Raw genomic sequence first — 17,229 nt, 5'->3', positions numbered from 1 at the left:
GGTTCCCTTCAGGCCGGATCCCCGGAGGATTGCCGAGCTGTTCTCGATGCGCCGGAGGAAGCCCCCGCAAGCCCGAAAGGTTCGGCTCAACCCAATAACTTGGTTCCCATTGAGTTTGGATAGTAAAACTGACGAGAAGTAAAGGAGCAGAGGCTAGCAGACGAATGACCGATAAAGTTCGAATTTATGATATTGCCCGTGAGATGGGGCGTGACAGTCGGGATGTGCTGGAGGTTTGTGAGCAACTGGGGATCCCTTTCAAAACCCACAGCAGCACCATTTCTCCGGAGCAAGCTGAGTTGGTGCGCAGCAAGCTGGGCGCCCCCCACATTGTGAAACCTCCTCGACCCCGGCCCAAACCCCCATCTGAAAGCCTGCCGCCGGAGCCTCCTGCTGAAGCCAAAGTCGGTGAGCGCCCTCAGCAGAAAGTTCCCGGCACCGCCAGCGCGATCGTCGGCATTCGTCGGCCCGCGCCTGCTCAGCAGCCAGCTCCAGTTGGCGAAGCCAAGACTGCTGAAACTCTGCCGGCTGCCAAGCCCTCGCTGTCTCGACCTGAGCGAGTCTCCCCCGAAAAGGGATCTGCTGGTGGTGCTCAGCTCATAGGCCCACCGCGGCGGCAGGTTACCCCTCTTGTCCGCTCGTCTGAGGCCACCCAAAAGCCGGAGACTGTTTCTCAACCGGCAACCCCTCCCACTCCCTCTGAGTCTGCCGCGGCCAAAGCCAGCGGCTCGGAGCCCAGTCCTGTGGCCAAGCGCCCAATCGTACTCTCGCCCCCTCAACGAGCTACCTCCGGGACAAAACCGCCGGCAGAGCGGCCTGAACCGCCGCAAAAAGCTCCCGAGCCCAGTCGCCCCAGCCCCTCAGAAGCACCATCCCCCAGCCACGCCCGCGTTCCTCAGCCTGCGGAAGAAAAAGCTCCTTCTCCTCCACCTGCGCAGCGCCCCCGTCCACAACTGGTGAGCGCACCCGTTCGCCCTGGCACGCGCTCCCCGGCAACCAAAGAAGACAGTGTCAGCAGCGGCAAAGCCGGTGAAGCCCCTCGTCCGCAGCGGCGGATGGAATTGGTGGGGCCCCCTACCCGTCCTGTGGCCAAGCCGGCTCCCCCTGAGCCAGATGCCGCCTCTCCCTTGCCAGAAAGAATCCCTGGGGAACGTCCCAGCCCGGTGTTGGTAGAGGCTCCTGTAAGACCTACCCCACCCAAGGTCAAGCGCAAAACGGAAGAAGAAGAGGACGACGAGCTACAAGCTCTCAGTCGGCGGGCTGCCCGCGTCCAAGCCAAACGCAAACGCAGTCGGAGACGGGGGGAAGGAGATGGAGATGGTTTGGATTTGGATCCCATGACCATCATTTCAGCGGTCAAGCAGGCTGAGCTGAACGCCCTCAAGCCCTTGGCTCGCCCCACCGCCAAGCCTCCTTCCTATCGCCCACCCGCGGCAACGGCTGCTCCCCCTGCCCGCCCCCGCCCTGCTGCCCGTTTGCAGCAGCAACCTACCTCCGCTGAGGCTGGTGCTGCCGATCGCGCTAGCGGGACAGAGCCCTTGCCCGAAGAGAAGGTGTTGCTCTTGGATGGCAGCCTCACCGTTCAGGAATTGGCCCATCGCCTGCGCGTGGCCGAAACTGAGATCATCAAAACCCTCTTTTTCAAGGGGGTGATGGTGACCATCAACCAGGTCTTGGATGAGTCGCTGGCCGAGTCGGTGGCCAAAGAGTTGGGCTACGAGATTCGCCGGCCCAAGGCAGAACCCGAGGCTAAAAAAACCGAAATGCTGGACGTGGAGGACATCGACCATCTGGTCTCGCGTCCGCCGGTGGTAACCATCATGGGCCACGTGGACCACGGCAAAACCACTCTCCTCGATGCCATCCGCGACACCAAAGTGGCGCAGGGAGAGGCTGGCGGGATCACCCAGCGCATCGGTGCCTACCATGTGGATGTGAACTTTGAAGGCCAGAAGCGGCGCATCGTTTTCCTGGATACTCCTGGCCACCAGGCTTTTACCGCCATGCGCGCCCGGGGAGCCCGCGTCACCGACATTGCGGTTTTGGTGGTGGCCGCCGACGATGGGGTACAACCGCAAACTCTGGAAGCGATCAGCCATGCGCGGGCGGCTCAGGTGCCGATCATCGTGGCCATTAACAAGATCGACAAGCCCGGCAGCCAGCCAGAGCGCATCAAGCAGCAGTTGGCGGAGCACGGCCTATTGCCAGAGGAGTGGGGTGGCGACACGCCCATGGTGGAGGTGAGCGCTCTCACCCGCCGTAACCTGGATGCTCTGCTGGAGATGATCCTATTGGTGGCCGATGTGGCGGAGCTGCAGGCCAACCCCAATCGTCCCGCTCGCGGCACGGTGATCGAGGCCCACTTGGACAAAGCCCGCGGGCCAGTGGCCACTTTGTTGGTGCAAAACGGCACCCTGCGGGTGGGGGATACCCTGGTGGCCGGCGCAGTGCTGGGCCGGGTCAAAGCGATGATGGACGACCGCGGCCAGCGGTTGCAGGAAGCCGGGCCCTCTTCGGCGGTACAACTGCTGGGCTTGGATGAAGTCCCGGCAGCCGGGGATGAGTTTCAGGTTTACACCGACGAAAAAGAGGCCCGTCGCATTGCCCAAGAGCGGGCGGAGGTGCTGCGGCAAACCCGTCTGCAACAGGCGCTGCTGTCTCGTCGCGTGAGCTTGGGTAGCGTTTCCGCCAAAGCCCAAGAAGGCCAGCTCAAGGAGTTGAACTTGATCATCAAGACGGATGTCCAGGGATCCGCCGAGGCCATTCAGACAGCGCTGCGGGATTTGCCCCAAGAGGAAGTCCAGTTGCGGGTTCTGCTGGCGGCCCCTGGCGAGATCACGGAAACCGATGTGGATTTGGCTGCGGCCAGCGACGCCATCATCCTCGGTTTCAACACCACCCTGGCCCCCGGCGCCCGCCAGGCTGCCGATGACAAGGGCGTGGATGTGCGGGAGTACGACATCATCTACAACCTGCTGGACGATCTGCGGGCGGCCATGGAGGGCCTGCTGGAGCCGGAAGAAGTGGAGGAGCCGCTGGGCCAAGCGGAAGTGCGCCTGGTGATCCCCATCGGGCGCGGTGCGGTTGCCGGCAGCTATGTGCTCTCGGGCAAGGTGCAGCGCAATGCTCTGGTGCGAGTTCGTCGCAAAGGGGAGGTGGTTTACGAAGGTCGTCTCGACTCTCTGAAGCGCTTCAAGGACGACGTGCGGGAGGTGGCTGCCGGCTTCGAGTGTGGGATCGGCATCGACAAGTTCCAATCCTGGCAGGAAGGCGACATCATCGAGGTGTACCAGATGGTCACCAAGCGGCGGACGCTGGCCTCTGTCTAGCTTCATCAAGGCACTTCAGGTTGGCCTGCCGGTCAGGCCTGTGTTCTCGGGCAGAGGATCCCAAACAGGGAGGGAAAATTTGAGCTGATCGCGTAAGCGGGACGGAGTCCTCAGAGGGGGGAATGGATGCAACAGAGCCAGAGACTGAGCCAGATGCTGTTTGTAACGCTGCGGGAGGATCCCGTTGAGGCCGAGCTGCCCAGCCACAAATTGCTGCTGCGGGGCTGCTTTATCCGGCGGCTCTCCCCAGGGATCTACACCTATCTGCCGCTCCTCTGGCGGGTGCTGCAAAAGATCTCGGAGATTGTCCGGGAGGAGATGAACGCCATCGGCGCTCAGGAGTGTCTTTTGCCCCAGCTGCAGCCGGCAGAGATCTGGCGGGAGTCGGGCCGCTGGGAGGTGTACACCCAGGCGGAAGGGATCATGTTTGCCCTTAAGGATCGCCAGGGACGTGAGCAGGCCCTAGGCCCCACCCATGAGGAGGTGATCACCTTGCTGGCCCGGGATCTCATCCGCTCCTATCGCCAGTTGCCGCAGACGCTCTACCAGATCCAGACCAAGTTCCGGGATGAGATTCGGCCCCGCTTTGGCCTAATGCGAGGGCGGGAATTCATCATGAAAGACGCCTATTCCTTCCACGCCAACGAGGAAAGCCTGCGCCAGACCTACCAAGATATGTACCGAGCCTATAGCCGCATCCTCAGGCGCTGTGGGCTGGAGTTTCGCGTGGTGGATGCTGATGCCGGGGCGATCGGGGGGCCATCGGCGGCCTCGCAGGAGTTTATGGTGCTGGCCTCTGCCGGAGAAGATGAGATTCTCTACACGCCCGATGGCTCCTATGCTGCCAATGTGGAGAAGGCCGTCTCCATCCCGCCGCCAGCGGCAGAGTCTCCCTACACCGCCTTCCAGGTTCTGGATACGCCGGGAACCGAAACCATCGAGAAGCTGGCCGCTTTCCTAAAAATCTCCTCTACCCTGATCGTTAAAAACGTCCTCTACCAAGCCCTTTACGACAACGGCCTGCGGGTGGCAGTGCTGCTCAGCATCCGCGGGGATCAAGAAGTCAATGAGGTCAAACTGGCCAACCACCTCAGCCGCCTGGCAGAGCGCTACCAAGCCAGCAAATTGCTCAAGCTCGCCTTGGCCGATGCCGAGATCCAAAACAGTTGGCAGGGGGATCCCATCCCGGTGGGCTACATTGCCCCCGACTTGCCGGATAGCTGTCTGGGCCGGCAAAAAAACCTTGCCCCCCAGATCCTGCGCTTGGCCGACCAGACGGCAGCCCTGCTGCAGAACTTCGTAACCGGCGGCAACCAGGTGGGGCAGCACGTGGTGGGGGCCAACTGGGGCGAGCAATATCCCCTGCCGGAAGTGGTGGATGTGCGCAAGGCACAGGCGGGGGATCGTTCTGTACTCAACCCCGACCAGATCCTGGAAACGGCCCGTGGCATCGAGATCGGCCATATCTTTCAGCTAGGCCTCAAGTTCTCGCTGCCAATGCGGGCCACCTTTACCGACGAACAGGGATCCGAGCAGCCCCTCTGGATGGGCTGTTATGGCATTGGGGTATCCCGCTTGGCCCAGGCGGCGGTGGAACAGTCCCACGATGCCAATGGCATCATCTGGCCCGTGGCCATTGCCCCCTATCACGTAGTGGTGGTGGTGCCCAACATCTCCGACGCCGAGCAGATGAGCGTGGCGGAAAAACTGGTGCAAGATCTCGCTGCTGCCGGCATCGAGACCCTCTGGGATGACCGGGACGAGCGGGCCGGCGTCAAGTTCAAGGATGCAGATCTCATCGGGATCCCCTATCGCCTCACCACGGGGCGCAGCCTCAAACAAGGCAAGGTGGAACTCACCGAGCGGGCCAGCGGCCAAGCCACGGAAATTCCCATTGAAGAAGTGGTGACCACCCTGAAAGAGCGGATTGAAGCAGCCCTAGCTGTGCCAGACTGAGCGTGGTTTCTCCTGAACTCCATGCTGAACATCTCCATTCTTAAAGAAGACGAATCCTATACTTTTCGCTCTTATTTTGAGATGCCCTACGAGCCGGATGAAATCTTGGCTCAGTTTGGCTATCGACTGGAAATTGGGGAGTGGACATGGCCTGTTGCCCCTGCGCCGCCGCAAACCCCAGTTTTGAAAGATCGGATCCGACAATTGTTACCTTTGGTTAGCCTCACCAGCGAAACAGCGCGGCGGGAATTGCTGGTGGCTCCTGTGCTGACCGAAGTGGCTCTCCATTGTCGAGTTCCTTTGCGGCTGGAGTATCCCCTGATGGTCAACAATTGGTTGAAGGGCAGCCTCGATTATCTGTTGCGAGGGAAGAACATCCTGCTGGTGGTTGAAGCCAAAAAGGACGATCTAACGCGGGCCTTTGTGCAAATGGCTGTAGAAATGATTGCCCTGGCGCAGGTGGAGCAGCAGGCTCAGATCTACGGTGCAGTGACGATGGGGTCTATCTGGCAGTTCGGACAAATTCTTGCCCATCAGCAGGTGATCAAACAAGACTTAACGCTGTATCGGGTACCTGAGGAGCTAGAAACCATTGCCGGCATTCTCACTGCCATGGTCAGCAACCCCAGCCCATCGTGAATTAAAAGCGTGAATTAAAAGTAAGTCATGGATCGAAAAACAGTCTGGTTTGCCCTAAAATTGATGCTGGCTGCTGCCGGGATCAGCACAGCCATCAAGTATGGTGGCCCTTACTTGGCCTTGCCGGAGCAAATGCCAGTGGTGGTCGGGATGATCGTTTTGCCCACCTTGATCATGGCCGGGATCCTGTGGCGCTGGCAAATGCAGTCTCCTCTATCCAAAACTCCCCTACAAGCCGGCAAGGGATCCCTGGGAATTGAAGATGATAGAGCCTTCACCCCCAGCCCTTCTCCCAGGGGAGAGAGGGAAGTCTGAACTGCTGGACATGGAAGGCTGCCCAGATCCCTTGATGGGTGGGGGGAAGTCTATCGGGATGGGCTGGGATCCCTTGAACCCCTACTGCTGGGTAAGGCGCAGGGTTACCGTTGGGCTGGTTTGGTTGCCGGAAGTGGCCGTGAGATTCACCTGATACACCGTGCCAGAGGCCGGAATGGGAGGCCGAACGGTGATGGTGAAACGGCCCTGGGCATCTGCCTGCACCGTTTGGTTGGTCACGGTCTGTTGGGCGCTGATGATGCCCCCCAGAGAGGTCGAAGCCGTTACATTCACCCGCACCGAAGCATTGGGAGCTGTAGTGCCCTGCAGCGTAAACGAAGAACCGGAAACCCGATCCCCATCCTGCAGGTTGGTGATTTGAGGCAAGAGGGGGCTGGGGGCGCTGACTGTAGCGGAAACCTCTTGGGTGGTCAGCCGCTGGATGCCCCCGGTGGCCCCTTCGATCAGGCGGGCCGGTTGTTCGGCGGTCATGAAGCGCACTTGGCCGCCATTTTCCAGGCGGGCGACGACGATCCCTTCCCGGGTGGTATCTTTCGCCTCGATTAGGGCGTTCACTACATAGGTGCCGCTGGAAACTTCCTGAGCCGGCAAGGTTTGCACTTGCCGTCCATCCTGGATGAGGTAAACCGTTACCCGGCTGGAAGGGGTACCTTTGACGGTGACCAACAGGATTTCTCCCGCTGCCAAAGGGCGACTGCCGGCATTGTGATCCACTAAGTCGATGGAAGCGCGGACAGGGCTACCCACGGTGAAGCTCCAAGTCACGCGGCGGGTCACCCCCTGGGTATTGGTGAACTCCAGCAAGACTTCCCGACGCCCCGGCGGCAGAGGTTGGGCAGGGCGATAGGTGAAGAAATCGCGGGTAATCACCGACTGGGAAGTGACGTCTTGGCCATCCAGGAAAACCCTCACCGTTTCCGGACGCACGCTGACTCCATCTTGGCTGCGAAAAGAAGCCGAGATTGGGGAGGTAGGTTCAACATTGGTGGCCGCTTGAGCTGGGCTGGGATCCGTAATTTGCTGAGCCCTTGCAGGCAAGCTCGACAACCCCACAACCGCAGCGCCAATCACCAAGGCCCGGGGAAACCAGGAATACAAGTTATCGCTCATGAGACCATCCAAGAAAAAGATAGACTACAGACAGACTACACAGGCAACAAGCCCAGAGAAAGGCTAAACAGAGTCCGGCAGAACATCGGCCTCGATATCCTGTTCGAATCCTGTCACAGGGGATGGCCCCTGTCGATACGCCTAAACCTCTGATCGGCTCTCCAATAGACTCAATCCCAGCGTCAAAACCGGGCAAAGTCAACTGCCATCTACCGTGTGGGATCCCATGTCCATCCTGGCAAAATCCAGAAGATGACTGTAGGTGAGGATGTAAGGGATCCCTTTGATCAACTAACTTGTGTCGTGACCGCCGATCGCCGATCGATTTATGTCAGTTTATTGATATCAATTCACAAAAATAGCCCCTGTCTCTTGCAGATCGAGGCAATGATCGCCGGAGACATCGTTGACCAGCCGCACCTCTACGGTGATCACATTCAAGGGATCCACGCTCACCTGGTAGCCCACAGGAGCCAACATCGGCGTGTTGATGGCCATGCAATTGGGGATCAACAGGTTGCTCAGGCGCAACGTTTCGCCGGCAGGCAGTTCCGAGACTTTCTGGCGGGGATCGGTAAAGCCGTATTCCAAAGGCAGACCGGTGCGATTGCGGATCACCAGCTCTGCCGGCAGGTCGGGGTTGAAGCGGGCCACTGGGCGATCAAAAACCAATTGATCGACACCCACCGGTAAGCGCGGCAACGGCACTGTCTGAAAGGTAGGCTGAGCGGCAACCCAGAGGGATCCCTGCAACAACCCTCCGCCAACCCAGCCGCCCAGCAGAGTCGCCAACGTCAAAACCATTCTTTTGCTCCGTTCTGCATAGCTCATGGCTTTCGCCTCAGGATGTGCTTCCAGACTGGTGGGAGTTGGATCCCTTGCCTGCTTGTATTGTTCCCAAAAACGGCTGGCCGGGCCAGATGGCTGCTGTTTTTTCCAGGGTATGCCCCAACCAGCTAAGATCCCGTGGGGGGGAAGTTAAGTTAGAGTTGGCAATGCAAAGGGAGGCATGGCCATGCCAGCAGAACCGAAAAAGTCGGAGAAAAACTTCTCGTGGAAGGGCAGTGCCGACGCGGGCCGGGCGCTGACGATTTTGGCTGCCGTGGGAGCCGCGGTGATTTTACTGGCGGGGTTCCTACAGTAGGCAAACAGTAGGCAAAGCTGTTTGTGTCTGCAGCCGGCACAAGCACCTCAGCACGGCGGCGGAAGCCAAAGTTTCTTCTTCAAGGCGATTTCAAGGCGATGGTGGCAGCCTGCTCGACTTCCAACTTGCCTTCAAGGATCATCCCCGCCATGGTTGAAGATGTCCTCAAGGCAAAGGTGTTGTCTGCGGGGCAGGAAGCCGCCCTCGACTGCGTTCTCCGCCATGGCTGCCCTACAGAAAGAAGCAGATCCGGATGCTTTGGAAGTCCTGCTGATTGGTTGATGCGAGGTTCGCTACGCCTGTCCGGGTCACGCCGCTGGGCAGCAGGCTCAACAGGGAAAAAAGCCCAGCAGAGAAGGGATCCCTGCTGAGCCCCTTGAAAGCGCCGAGGAAGGGGTAAAGTGCCCTCAGCCCAGCAGCCGGCGGGCAGTGTTGAGCACGTTCTCCACCGTGAAGCCGAACTTCTCCATGCACACCGGGCCGGGGGCGGAAGCGCCAAAGCGATCGATGCCAATGGCCACCCCCTCAAACCCCAGGTACTTGTGCCAGCCGAAGGTGCAGCCTGCCTCGACGGAGACGCGCTTGGTGACGTTGGGGGGCAGAACGGAATCGCGGTAGCTCTGGGGCTGGGCCTCAAACAGCTCCATACAGGGCATAGAGACCACCCGCACGGCCCGGCCTTCCTGCTTCAGTTGGGCGGCAGCTTTCACCGCCAGCTCCAGTTCAGAGCCGGTGGCGATCAAGATCAGCTCTGGGTTGGGGGCATCCACCACCACATAGGCCCCTTTGGCTACGCCTTCAACAGAGGTGCCCTCCACCGGGTTGACCGCCTGCCGGGTGAACACCAGCACAGAAGGGGTGGTCTTGGCTTCTAGGGCCACCTGGTAGGATCCCACCGTTTCGCGGGCATCTGCCGGGCGCAGCACATAGAGATTGGGAATGGCCCGCAGGGAGGCCAAAGTTTCCACCGGCTGGTGGGTGGGGCCATCTTCTCCCAAGGCGACGGAGTCGTGGGTCATGACGTGCAGCACCCGCACTTGCGAGAGGGCCGATAGGCGGATGGCAGGCCGCATGTAGTCTGTGAAGATCAAAAAGGTGGCGTCGTAAGGGATGAGACCTCCATGAAGCGCCATGCCGTTGGCAATGGCTCCCATGCCGTGTTCCCGCACCCCAAAGCGGAAGTTACGCCCCTCGTAAGAGCCGGCCTGAAACTCTGGGATCCCCTTTAGATAAGTCATGTTGGAGTGGGCGAGATCTGCGGATCCCCCCAGCAGTTCCGGCACCGCTTTGGCCAAGGCATTCAGACAAAACTTGGAGAGGTTGCGGGTGGATTCTCTGCCGGTTTCGGCAATGGGGGCCAGCGCTTCTTTCCAGCCCACCGGCAGCTCCCCGGCCATGATGCGCTTGAACTCGGCGGCCTCTTCGGGGTAAGCCTTCTCGTAGGCGGCGAAGCGCTCGTTCCACTCGGCCTCGGCCTTGGCCCCTTTTTCGATGGCCTGGCGGAAGTGGGCCAGCACCTCGTCGGGAATGTAAAACTCCGGCTCCAGAGGCCAACCCAGGTTTTGTTTGGTGAGCTTCACCTCTTCCGGCCCCAGGGGTGCCCCATGGACGCTCTCGCTGCCGGCCTTGTTGGGGGATCCGTAGCCGATGGTGGTCTCGACAATGATCAAAGAAGGCTTGTTGGTGACTTCCTTGGCTTTTTGGATGGCCTCGGCGATCCCCTTCAGGTCGTGGTTGCCGTCGTCTACCTTTTGCACGTGCCAGCCGTAGGCTTCATAGCGTTTGCCCACATCTTCCGTAAAGGCGATTTCTGTGCTGCCGTCGATGGAGATGTGGTTGCTGTCGTAGAGCATGATCAGCTTGCCCAGTTGCAGGTGGCCGGCCAAAGAAGCTGCTTCGGAAGCCACCCCCTCCATGTTGCAGCCATCCCCCAAGATCACGTAGGTGTAGTGATCCACAATGGTGTGGCCGGGCTTGTTGAAGCGGGCGGCCAGATGGGCCTCGGCAATCGCCAGCCCAACCGCGTTACCCACCCCTTGCCCCAGCGGGCCGGTGGTGACCTCTACCCCCGGAGTTTCAAAGTTTTCCGGGTGGCCGGGGGTTTTGGATCCCCACTGGCGGAACTGCTTAATGTCCTCCAGGCTTACATCGAAGCCGGTTAGGTGCAGCAGCGCGTACTGCAGCATGCAGCCATGCCCCGCCGAGAGCACAAAGCGATCCCGATCCACCCACTTGGGGTTGCGGGGGTTGAACTTCATGAACTGCTGCCACAACACATAGGCCATGGGTGCTGCTCCCATCGGTAGGCCGGGGTGGCCGGAGTTGGCCTTCTGAACAGCATCCACCGCCAAAAAGCGAATCGTGTTGATGGCAAGTTGTTCCAGAGAGGGAGGAGCAGCAACAACCATGTGGGATCCCTATCGCTCGACATTTGCTTTCCAGTATGCCGCGTTTTGGGTCGTGCTTCCGAGGCGGCAGGGATCAATTGGGCCGGGAAATTGGCTTTGTCCAAATTCCAACGGGGCCAAATGGCAGGCTAAGCTGAGTGATACCGTCGCTGCTGTTTTGTGCTGGAGCACTTCTTTGACCGTTGTTTCTTCTTCTCCTGGCGGCAAACCCTCCTGGCTGCGGGCCAAGGCCCCTCAACGGGTGGGATCCGTCCAGCAACTGCTGCGGGACTTGGGCCTGAACACGGTTTGCGAAGAAGCTTCCTGTCCAAACCTGGGGGAGTGTTTTGCCAACGGCACCGCCACCTTTTTGATCATGGGCCCGGCCTGTACCCGCGCCTGCCCCTACTGCGATATCGACTTCACCAAACGCCCCCTGCCCCTGGATGCCACCGAACCCCGGCGGGTGGCGGAAGCAGTGGAGCGCTTGGGGTTGCGCCATGCGGTAATTACATCAGTGAATCGGGACGACCTGCCCGATGGGGGAGCCAGCCAGTTTGTGGCCTGCATTGCGGAAATCCGCCGCCGCATGCCCCAGACCACCATCGAGGTCTTGATCCCAGACCTATGTGGTAACTGGCAGGCGCTGCAGCAGATCTTGGCCGCCCGACCGACGGTGCTCAACCACAATACCGAAACGGTGCCCCGCCTCTATCGCCGTGTACGCCCGCAAGGGAACTACGAGCGCTCCCTCAAACTGTTGGAGTTGGCACGGCAATGGGATCCCGGCCTGTACACCAAGTCGGGGGTGATGTTGGGTCTGGGAGAGACAGCCGAGGAGATCTTGCAGGTGATGCGGGATCTGCGCCGGGTGGGTTGTGACATCCTCACGCTCGGCCAATACCTGGCGCCCAGCCCCAAACACCTGCCGGTGGAGCGCTACGTTCCCCCCGAAGAGTTCGACCATTGGCGACGGGTGGGGGAAGAGCTGGGCTTTTTGCAGGTGGTGTCCTCCCCTCTCACCCGCAGCTCCTACCATGCCGAGGCTGTGCAAGAGTTGATGCAGCGCTTTCCCAGGAGGAGCTCCTGAGCGCTGGGGCCTCGCCGGCTGCCCGACCTTGTGGGTTGCGCGAGAGAAGAACCCTACTCTGAGATTGGCTCAAGGCCGGGTTTCAGGGCGGCTACAACGTCAGGGATCCCACCTTGTGCTCTATGAGCTGCGCCAGATCTTGCAGGAAGGCCGCTGCATGGGCGCCGTAGATGACACGGTGATCGCAGGTAAGGTTCACCTGCATTTGGGAACGGATGGCAATCGCTTTTTCCGGCGTCGCCACCACCGTGGGGCGAGAAGCGCCGATGGCCAAAATGGATCCCTGGTTGGGGGGCAAAATGGCGTCGAAGCGATCCACCCCAAACATGCCCAGGTTGGAGAGGGTGAAGGTGCCGCTGTTGTACTCCTCTGGCTGCAGTTGCTTACGCCGCGCCCGCTCCACCAGATCCTTCCAGCGGCGGGAGATCTCATACAGATCCAGCCGGTTGGCTTGCTTTAGGACAGGGGTGATCAGCCCGCCATCCTCCATGGCCACGGCCACGGCGATGTTGATATCCGATTTGTAATGGATGCCGTTTTCTGTGTAGCTGGCATTCAAAAGGGGATGCTTCTCCAGGGTCAGGGCCACCGCTTTGACCAAGAGGGCCGTCAGGGTGACTCCTTTGGGCTTCACCTGTTGGTAGAGGTGATCCAGGCTATCGGTGGTGATGGTGTAGCCGACGTGGAACACTGGCACGCCCAGGCTGGCGTTCATGTTGCGCACCACCGCCGCTTGTAGGGTGCTGAGGGGAACTGTCTCTCCCAAGGGGACAGCCACAGGAGTTGGAGGCGCGGGGGCTGGAGCAGAGGGGGCAGCCACTGCAGGAGCGGAAAGGGCCGCAGCTCGCTCCACGTCTTCAGCGACGATGCGACCATTGGGGCCAGAGCCGCGCACGGTGCGCAGATCGATCCCCAGGCTCTCCGCCAGTTTTTTCGCCCGTGGAGAAGCCACGATCCGCTGGGATCCCGATCCATTTTGGGGGGCAGGGGTGGGAGCAGGAGCAGGGCTGGCTGATGGAGCTGCGGGAGGGGGTGCCACAGGGGCAGCTCCGGCAGAGAGGGCCTTGGCTTTTTCCTGGGCCTGGGCCACTTCTGCCTCGCTTTCGGCAATCAGGGCGATGGGCGCGCCCACCGGGGCCGATGCTCCTGCCGGAATGAGGATGCTGGCCAGGATGCCGCTGTGGAAGGACTCCACGTCCATGTCCGCTTTGTCGGACTCCACCACCAGGATGTTTTCTCCTTTCTCCACGCGGTCGCCGGGGTTCTTAAGCCAGGTGACGATCTTGCCCGTTTCCATGGTGGAGCTGAGGGCCGGCATGGAGAGTTCGTGGATCATCGATGGGGATGGGAACACAGCAGAAGAGATTGTAACTCAGGAGACGGGATCCCCGCGCACGTCCCTGGGCCGGCTTTGGGCTCACCGGGCGCCAGCCGCTTCTGCTTCGGCCACCACCAGCAGAGTTTTCAGCAGGGAATCGGGGTTGAGGCTGATGGAATCGATCCCTGCTTGCACCAGGAAGCGGGCGAAGTCGGGGTAGTCGCTGGGGGCCTGCCCGCAGATGCCGATCTTGCGGCCATGGCTTTTCACCGTCTGGATCACCTGGGCGATCATCCGCCTGACGGCCTCGTGGCGCTCGTCAAAAAGGTGGGCCACCAGGGCTGAGTCGCGATCCAGGCCCAGGGTGAGCTGGGTGAGGTCGTTGGAGCCGATGGAGAAGCCGTCGAAGATCTGGCAAAACGCGTCGGCCAGGATAACATTGCTGGGCAATTCGCACATCACGTACACCTGCAGGCCGTTTTCTCCCCGCACCAGGCCATGGCGGGCCATCTCCTCCAGCACCTTGTGCCCCTCTTCCGGCGTGCGGCAGAAGGGGATCATCAAGATGACGTTGGTCAGGCCCATCTCATCCCGCACCCGTTTCATGGCCCGACACTCCAAGGCAAAGCCCTCACGGTAGCGGGGATCCGTGTAGCGGGAGGCCCCCCGCCAGCCGATCATCGGGTTTTCCTCGTGGGGCTCGTAGCGGGATCCCCCCAACAGGTGGGCATACTCGTTGCTCTTGAAATCCGACAGCCGCACGATCACCGGCTTGGGGTAAAAGGCGGCAGCAATGGTGGCCACCCCCTGGGCCAGCTTGTCCACAAAGTACTCCGGCTTGTCGGCATACTGGGCGGTGAGCTCTGCCAGGCGCGGCTCCTCTTTCACCGCCTGCTCGTAGTTGAGCAAAGCCAGCGGGTGGACTTGAATGTGGTTGGCAATGATGAACTCCAGCCGCGCCAGCCCCACGCCATCGCAAGGGATCCCGCTGAGGCCGAAGGCTTTTTCTGGGTTGCCCACATTCATCATCAGCTGGGTGCGGGGACGGGGCAGCTCCTCCAGCGGGATCTCCGTCACCTCATAGGGCAACAGGCCCGGGTAGACCCGCCCTTCTTCCCCTTCAGCGCAGGAGACGGTGATGGGCTCGCCGGAACGGAGCACCTGCGTGGCGTTGCCGCAGCCAACAATGGCCGGGATCCCCAGCTCGCGGGCGATGATGGCCGCATGGCAAGTTCTGCCCCCCTGGTTGGTGACGATGGCGCTGGCCTTTTTCATGATTGGCTCCCAGTCGGGATCCGTTTTTTCGGTCACCAGCACCTCGCCGGCCTGAAACTGATCCGAGCGGCGCACATCCAAAATGACGCGGGCTGTGCCCTGGCCAATGGCCTCGCCTACGGCCCGTCCCCGCACCAGAGGCTCGGGCTGCGCCCCAGGCTGGGTGAAGCGATAGGTGGTCAGCTGGTTGGCCCCTTTTTGCGACTGCACCGTTTCGGGGCGGGCCTGGACGATAAACAGCTCGCCGGTGATCCCATCTTTGGCCCACTCGATGTCCATGGGGGTGAAGCGGCCCCGCAGCGCCGAGTAGTGCTCCTCGATCAAGCAGGCCCACTGGGCCAATTTGAGGATTTCCTCATCCCTGAGGGCATATTGCCGGCGCAGGCTTTCGGGGACAGCCACGTTTTTGGTGGAACGGGATCCCCCCTCGTCGTAGACCAGCTTCAGGGCCTTGCTGCCCAGCTTGCGGGAGAGGATGGGGCGCAGTCCCTGCTTGAGGGTGGGTTTGAAGACCACGTACTCATCGGGGTTGACGATCCCTTGCACCACGTTTTCCCCCAGACCATAGGCGGCGGTGATGAGCACTGCGTCTTTAAAGCCGGTTTCTGGGTCGATGGAGAACATCACCCCCGAGCAAGCCAGATCCGAGCGCACCATCTTCTGCACCCCCACCGAGAGGGCTACTTGAAAATGGTCAAAGCCCTTGATTTGGCGGTAGGAAATGGCCCGGTCGGTAAACAGGCTGGCAAAACAGTGGTGGCAGGCATTGAGCACCGCCCGCACCCCACGCACGTTCAGGTAGGTCTCCTGCTGGCCGGCAAAGCTGGCATCCGGCAAGTCTTCTGCCGTGGCGCTGGAGCGCACTGCCACATCGGTGTCGGGGCCGTAGCGCTCGCACAGCTTTTGGTAGGCTTCGGCGATGGCCTGCTCTAGCTGAGGGGGGAAGGGAGTTTGCAAGATCAAGGTGCGGGCAGCCTTGCCCCGCTCGCGCAAATTTTGGACATTCTCAATGTCTAAGTCTTTGAAAATCTCCTGCAACTTCTCCTCTAGGCCCGCAGAGGCGATGAACTGGCGATACGCATGGGCGGTGGTGGCAAATCCTGTCGGCACCTGGATCCCCTTTGAGGTGAGCTGCTGCAGCATTTCTCCCAAGGAGGCGTTTTTCCCGCCCACCTGGGCAACGTCCCGCAGCCCCACCTCCGTCAGGGGCAAGACCAAAGGCGGCTCTGAGCCAAGCTGGGGTTGAGAGGGTTGCTGAAGCTGGGATCCCCTGGTTGCTCCATCCGACATGCCTTACCTCCTTCTTAGATCCATTGAGCGATCCATTGAGCCAACGCCAATTGCTGGGGTGTGCTGTGTTGTCGGCTTGGGATCGCTCCCGGCTCTCCTATGCCAACACTCGGCCCAACTCATTCTTGGTGGGCCATAGCCTCACTCTAGTCAGGATTTTCTGCCCCTTAAAATTGCCCAGGGATCCCCCCAAGAAGGCTTAGAAGGCGATGAGACAAGGCAGATCCCCCCACCACCTGCCTGCGGAAGTTGCTGCAAATCTTCGACCTTTTTTACTCAGTGCAAAAGTAGCCGGGCTGCCACAATGGTCAAAGAAGGCAATTTGGGCAACAACGGCATGGAGGGCCACAAGGAGGCTGCAGCAGACATTCGCCAGATCAGGGTGACGGAAAAACAGCAGGGCTTGCGGCTGGATCGAGGATTGGCAGAGCAACTGCCGGAGCTGTCGCGGTCGCGCCTGCAGCAGCTTATCCGCCAGGGCCAGGTTTGGCTCAATGGGCAGCCCTGCCGGGATAAGGATCGCCCCCTGCAAGCTGGGGATGAAGTCGAGGTGCGGATCCCGCCAGCCACCCCGACTGCCCTGCAGCCGGAGCCGATCCCCTTGGACATTCTTTACGAAGATGACGATTTGCTTGTGATCAACAAGCCCCGCGGTTTGGTGGTGCACCCCGCCCCCGGCCACGCCAGTGGCACCCTGGTGCACGCCCTGCTGGCCCACTGCCCCCATCTTTCAGGCATCAACGGCGAGCTGCGTCCAGGTATTGTCCATCGCCTTGACAAAGACACCACTGGTGCCCTGGTGATTGCCAAACACGATCAGGCCCACCAGCACCTACAAGCCCAGATCCAGGCCAAAACCGCCCGGCGCATCTACTTGGGGGTGGTGTTTGGCCGGCCGGCCCAAAGCCAAGGCACCGTCTCTGCCCCCATTGGGAGGCACCCGGTGGATCGGCAGAAAATGGCCGTCCTGACCCCTGGCCAAGGGCGAGTGGCGGTAACCCACTGGCAAGTGTTGGAGCGGCTGGGCAACTACACCCTGATGCAGTTTGAGCTGGAGACCGGGCGCACCCATCAAATTCGGGTGCATGCTGCCCACATGCGCCTACCCATTGTCGGGGATCCCCTCTACACCCAGAGCAAAACCAGCCCTGTTAAGCTGGGCGGCCAAGCTCTCCATGCCTGGAAGCTCTCCTTTGTTCACCCGCGCACAGGCCAGCCGCTGCAGTTTACCGCTCCCCTGCCGGAGGAGTTTGAGCGGCTCTTGCGGCAGTTGCGCAGCCAGGCGGGCTAGGCAGCCTCTGGGGTTTCCCCCTTGCTTTGCCTGGTCATTGCAAACGGCTGTGGAACAGCTGGTT

At 60.8% G+C, this 17,229-nt stretch carries 12 protein-coding genes; 7 read left to right on the top strand and 5 right to left on the bottom strand.

Annotation, left to right across the window (positions count from 1 at the left end):
• The first annotated feature begins 164 nt into the window (after window positions 1–164).
• The 4 genes from infB (at window position 165) to ACVWZJ_RS01025 (ending at window position 6,239) form a co-directional block, all read left to right on the top strand.
• Entirely contained in the window at window positions 165–3,329 is a 3,165-nt protein-coding gene (gene infB, locus ACVWZJ_RS01040; RefSeq protein ID WP_457394033.1) for a translation initiation factor IF-2, read from the top strand.
• A gap of 126 nt (window positions 3,330–3,455) precedes the next feature.
• On the top strand, window positions 3,456–5,285 hold the full coding sequence (locus ACVWZJ_RS01035; protein ID WP_457394030.1) for a proline--tRNA ligase: 1,830 nt from the start codon (window positions 3,456–3,458) through the stop codon (window positions 5,283–5,285).
• 21 nt (window positions 5,286–5,306) lie between these two features.
• Window positions 5,307–5,924 carry a hypothetical protein gene (locus ACVWZJ_RS01030; protein WP_414382213.1) on the top strand — a complete coding sequence of 206 codons (618 nt, stop codon included), beginning with the start codon at window positions 5,307–5,309 and terminating at the stop codon, window positions 5,922–5,924.
• A 27-nt stretch (window positions 5,925–5,951) separates the two neighbouring features.
• Entirely contained in the window at window positions 5,952–6,239 is a 288-nt protein-coding gene (locus ACVWZJ_RS01025) for a hypothetical protein (protein ID WP_011432754.1), read from the top strand.
• A gap of 81 nt (window positions 6,240–6,320) precedes the next feature.
• On the opposite strand, the gene ACVWZJ_RS01020 is transcribed toward ACVWZJ_RS01025, so the two are convergent.
• Together ACVWZJ_RS01020 and ACVWZJ_RS01015 are read right to left on the bottom strand one after the other, a co-directional pair.
• Window positions 6,321–7,370 carry a hypothetical protein gene (locus ACVWZJ_RS01020; protein ID WP_238376920.1) on the bottom strand — a complete coding sequence of 350 codons (1,050 nt, stop codon included), beginning with the start codon at window positions 7,368–7,370 and terminating at the stop codon, window positions 6,321–6,323.
• 345 nt (window positions 7,371–7,715) lie between these two features.
• On the bottom strand, window positions 7,716–8,201 hold the full coding sequence (locus ACVWZJ_RS01015; protein WP_148202706.1) for a hypothetical protein: 486 nt from the start codon (window positions 8,199–8,201) through the stop codon (window positions 7,716–7,718).
• A gap of 184 nt (window positions 8,202–8,385) precedes the next feature.
• Here ACVWZJ_RS01015 and ACVWZJ_RS01010 point away from each other — a divergent pair, with 184 nt between their 5' ends.
• Complete coding sequence (locus ACVWZJ_RS01010) at window positions 8,386–8,514, top strand: hypothetical protein (protein WP_011432750.1); 129 nt, start codon at window positions 8,386–8,388, stop codon at window positions 8,512–8,514.
• Window positions 8,515–8,921: 407 nt separating this feature from the next.
• Here ACVWZJ_RS01010 and tkt read toward each other — a convergent pair whose 3' ends face one another.
• Window positions 8,922–10,922 carry a transketolase gene (tkt, locus tag ACVWZJ_RS01005; RefSeq protein WP_414356253.1) on the bottom strand — a complete coding sequence of 667 codons (2,001 nt, stop codon included), beginning with the start codon at window positions 10,920–10,922 and terminating at the stop codon, window positions 8,922–8,924.
• A 175-nt stretch (window positions 10,923–11,097) separates the two neighbouring features.
• Between tkt and lipA the strand changes: the two genes are divergently transcribed.
• Window positions 11,098–11,991 (top strand): lipoyl synthase, encoded by an 894-nt coding sequence (gene lipA / locus ACVWZJ_RS01000; protein WP_457394025.1) that lies wholly within the window; start codon window positions 11,098–11,100, stop codon window positions 11,989–11,991.
• Window positions 11,992–12,082: 91 nt separating this feature from the next.
• On the opposite strand, the gene ACVWZJ_RS00995 is transcribed toward lipA, so the two are convergent.
• Both ACVWZJ_RS00995 and ppsA read right to left on the bottom strand, forming a co-directional pair.
• On the bottom strand, window positions 12,083–13,327 hold the full coding sequence (locus ACVWZJ_RS00995; protein WP_457394021.1) for a dihydrolipoamide acetyltransferase family protein: 1,245 nt from the start codon (window positions 13,325–13,327) through the stop codon (window positions 12,083–12,085).
• A gap of 81 nt (window positions 13,328–13,408) precedes the next feature.
• Complete coding sequence (gene ppsA, locus ACVWZJ_RS00990) at window positions 13,409–15,874, bottom strand: phosphoenolpyruvate synthase (protein WP_457394018.1); 2,466 nt, start codon at window positions 15,872–15,874, stop codon at window positions 13,409–13,411.
• 337 nt (window positions 15,875–16,211) lie between these two features.
• Between ppsA and ACVWZJ_RS00985 the strand changes: the two genes are divergently transcribed.
• Window positions 16,212–17,165, top strand: coding sequence for an RluA family pseudouridine synthase (locus tag ACVWZJ_RS00985; RefSeq protein ID WP_414331111.1), 954 nt, complete (start codon window positions 16,212–16,214; stop codon window positions 17,163–17,165).
• The last annotated feature ends 64 nt before the right edge of the window (window positions 17,166–17,229 follow it).

This window comes from Thermostichus sp. OS-CIW-29, from assembly GCF_054058195.1.
The sequence above is the reverse complement of the archived record's forward strand: the minus strand, read 5'-3'. Positions and strand labels throughout refer to the sequence as shown.

Excerpts from the sequence above, each read along its gene's own strand:
- infB (WP_457394033.1), top strand. The coding sequence starts at position 165 with ATGACCGATAAAGTTCGAATTTATGATATTGCCCGTGAGATGGGGCGT.
- ACVWZJ_RS01035 (WP_457394030.1), top strand. The coding sequence starts at position 3,456 with ATGCAACAGAGCCAGAGACTGAGCCAGATGCTGTTTGTAACGCTGCGG.
- ACVWZJ_RS01030 (WP_414382213.1), top strand. The coding sequence starts at position 5,307 with ATGCTGAACATCTCCATTCTTAAAGAAGACGAATCCTATACTTTTCGC.
- ACVWZJ_RS01025 (WP_011432754.1), top strand. The coding sequence starts at position 5,952 with ATGGATCGAAAAACAGTCTGGTTTGCCCTAAAATTGATGCTGGCTGCT.
- ACVWZJ_RS01020 (WP_238376920.1), bottom strand. The coding sequence starts at position 7,370 with ATGAGCGATAACTTGTATTCCTGGTTTCCCCGGGCCTTGGTGATTGGC.
- ACVWZJ_RS01015 (WP_148202706.1), bottom strand. The coding sequence starts at position 8,201 with ATGAGCTATGCAGAACGGAGCAAAAGAATGGTTTTGACGTTGGCGACT.
- ACVWZJ_RS01010 (WP_011432750.1), top strand. The coding sequence starts at position 8,386 with ATGCCAGCAGAACCGAAAAAGTCGGAGAAAAACTTCTCGTGGAAGGGC.
- tkt (WP_414356253.1), bottom strand. The coding sequence starts at position 10,922 with ATGGTTGTTGCTGCTCCTCCCTCTCTGGAACAACTTGCCATCAACACG.
- ACVWZJ_RS00995 (WP_457394021.1), bottom strand. The coding sequence starts at position 13,327 with ATGATCCACGAACTCTCCATGCCGGCCCTCAGCTCCACCATGGAAACG.
- ppsA (WP_457394018.1), bottom strand. The coding sequence starts at position 15,874 with ATGTCGGATGGAGCAACCAGGGGATCCCAGCTTCAGCAACCCTCTCAA.
- ACVWZJ_RS00985 (WP_414331111.1), top strand. The coding sequence starts at position 16,212 with ATGGAGGGCCACAAGGAGGCTGCAGCAGACATTCGCCAGATCAGGGTG.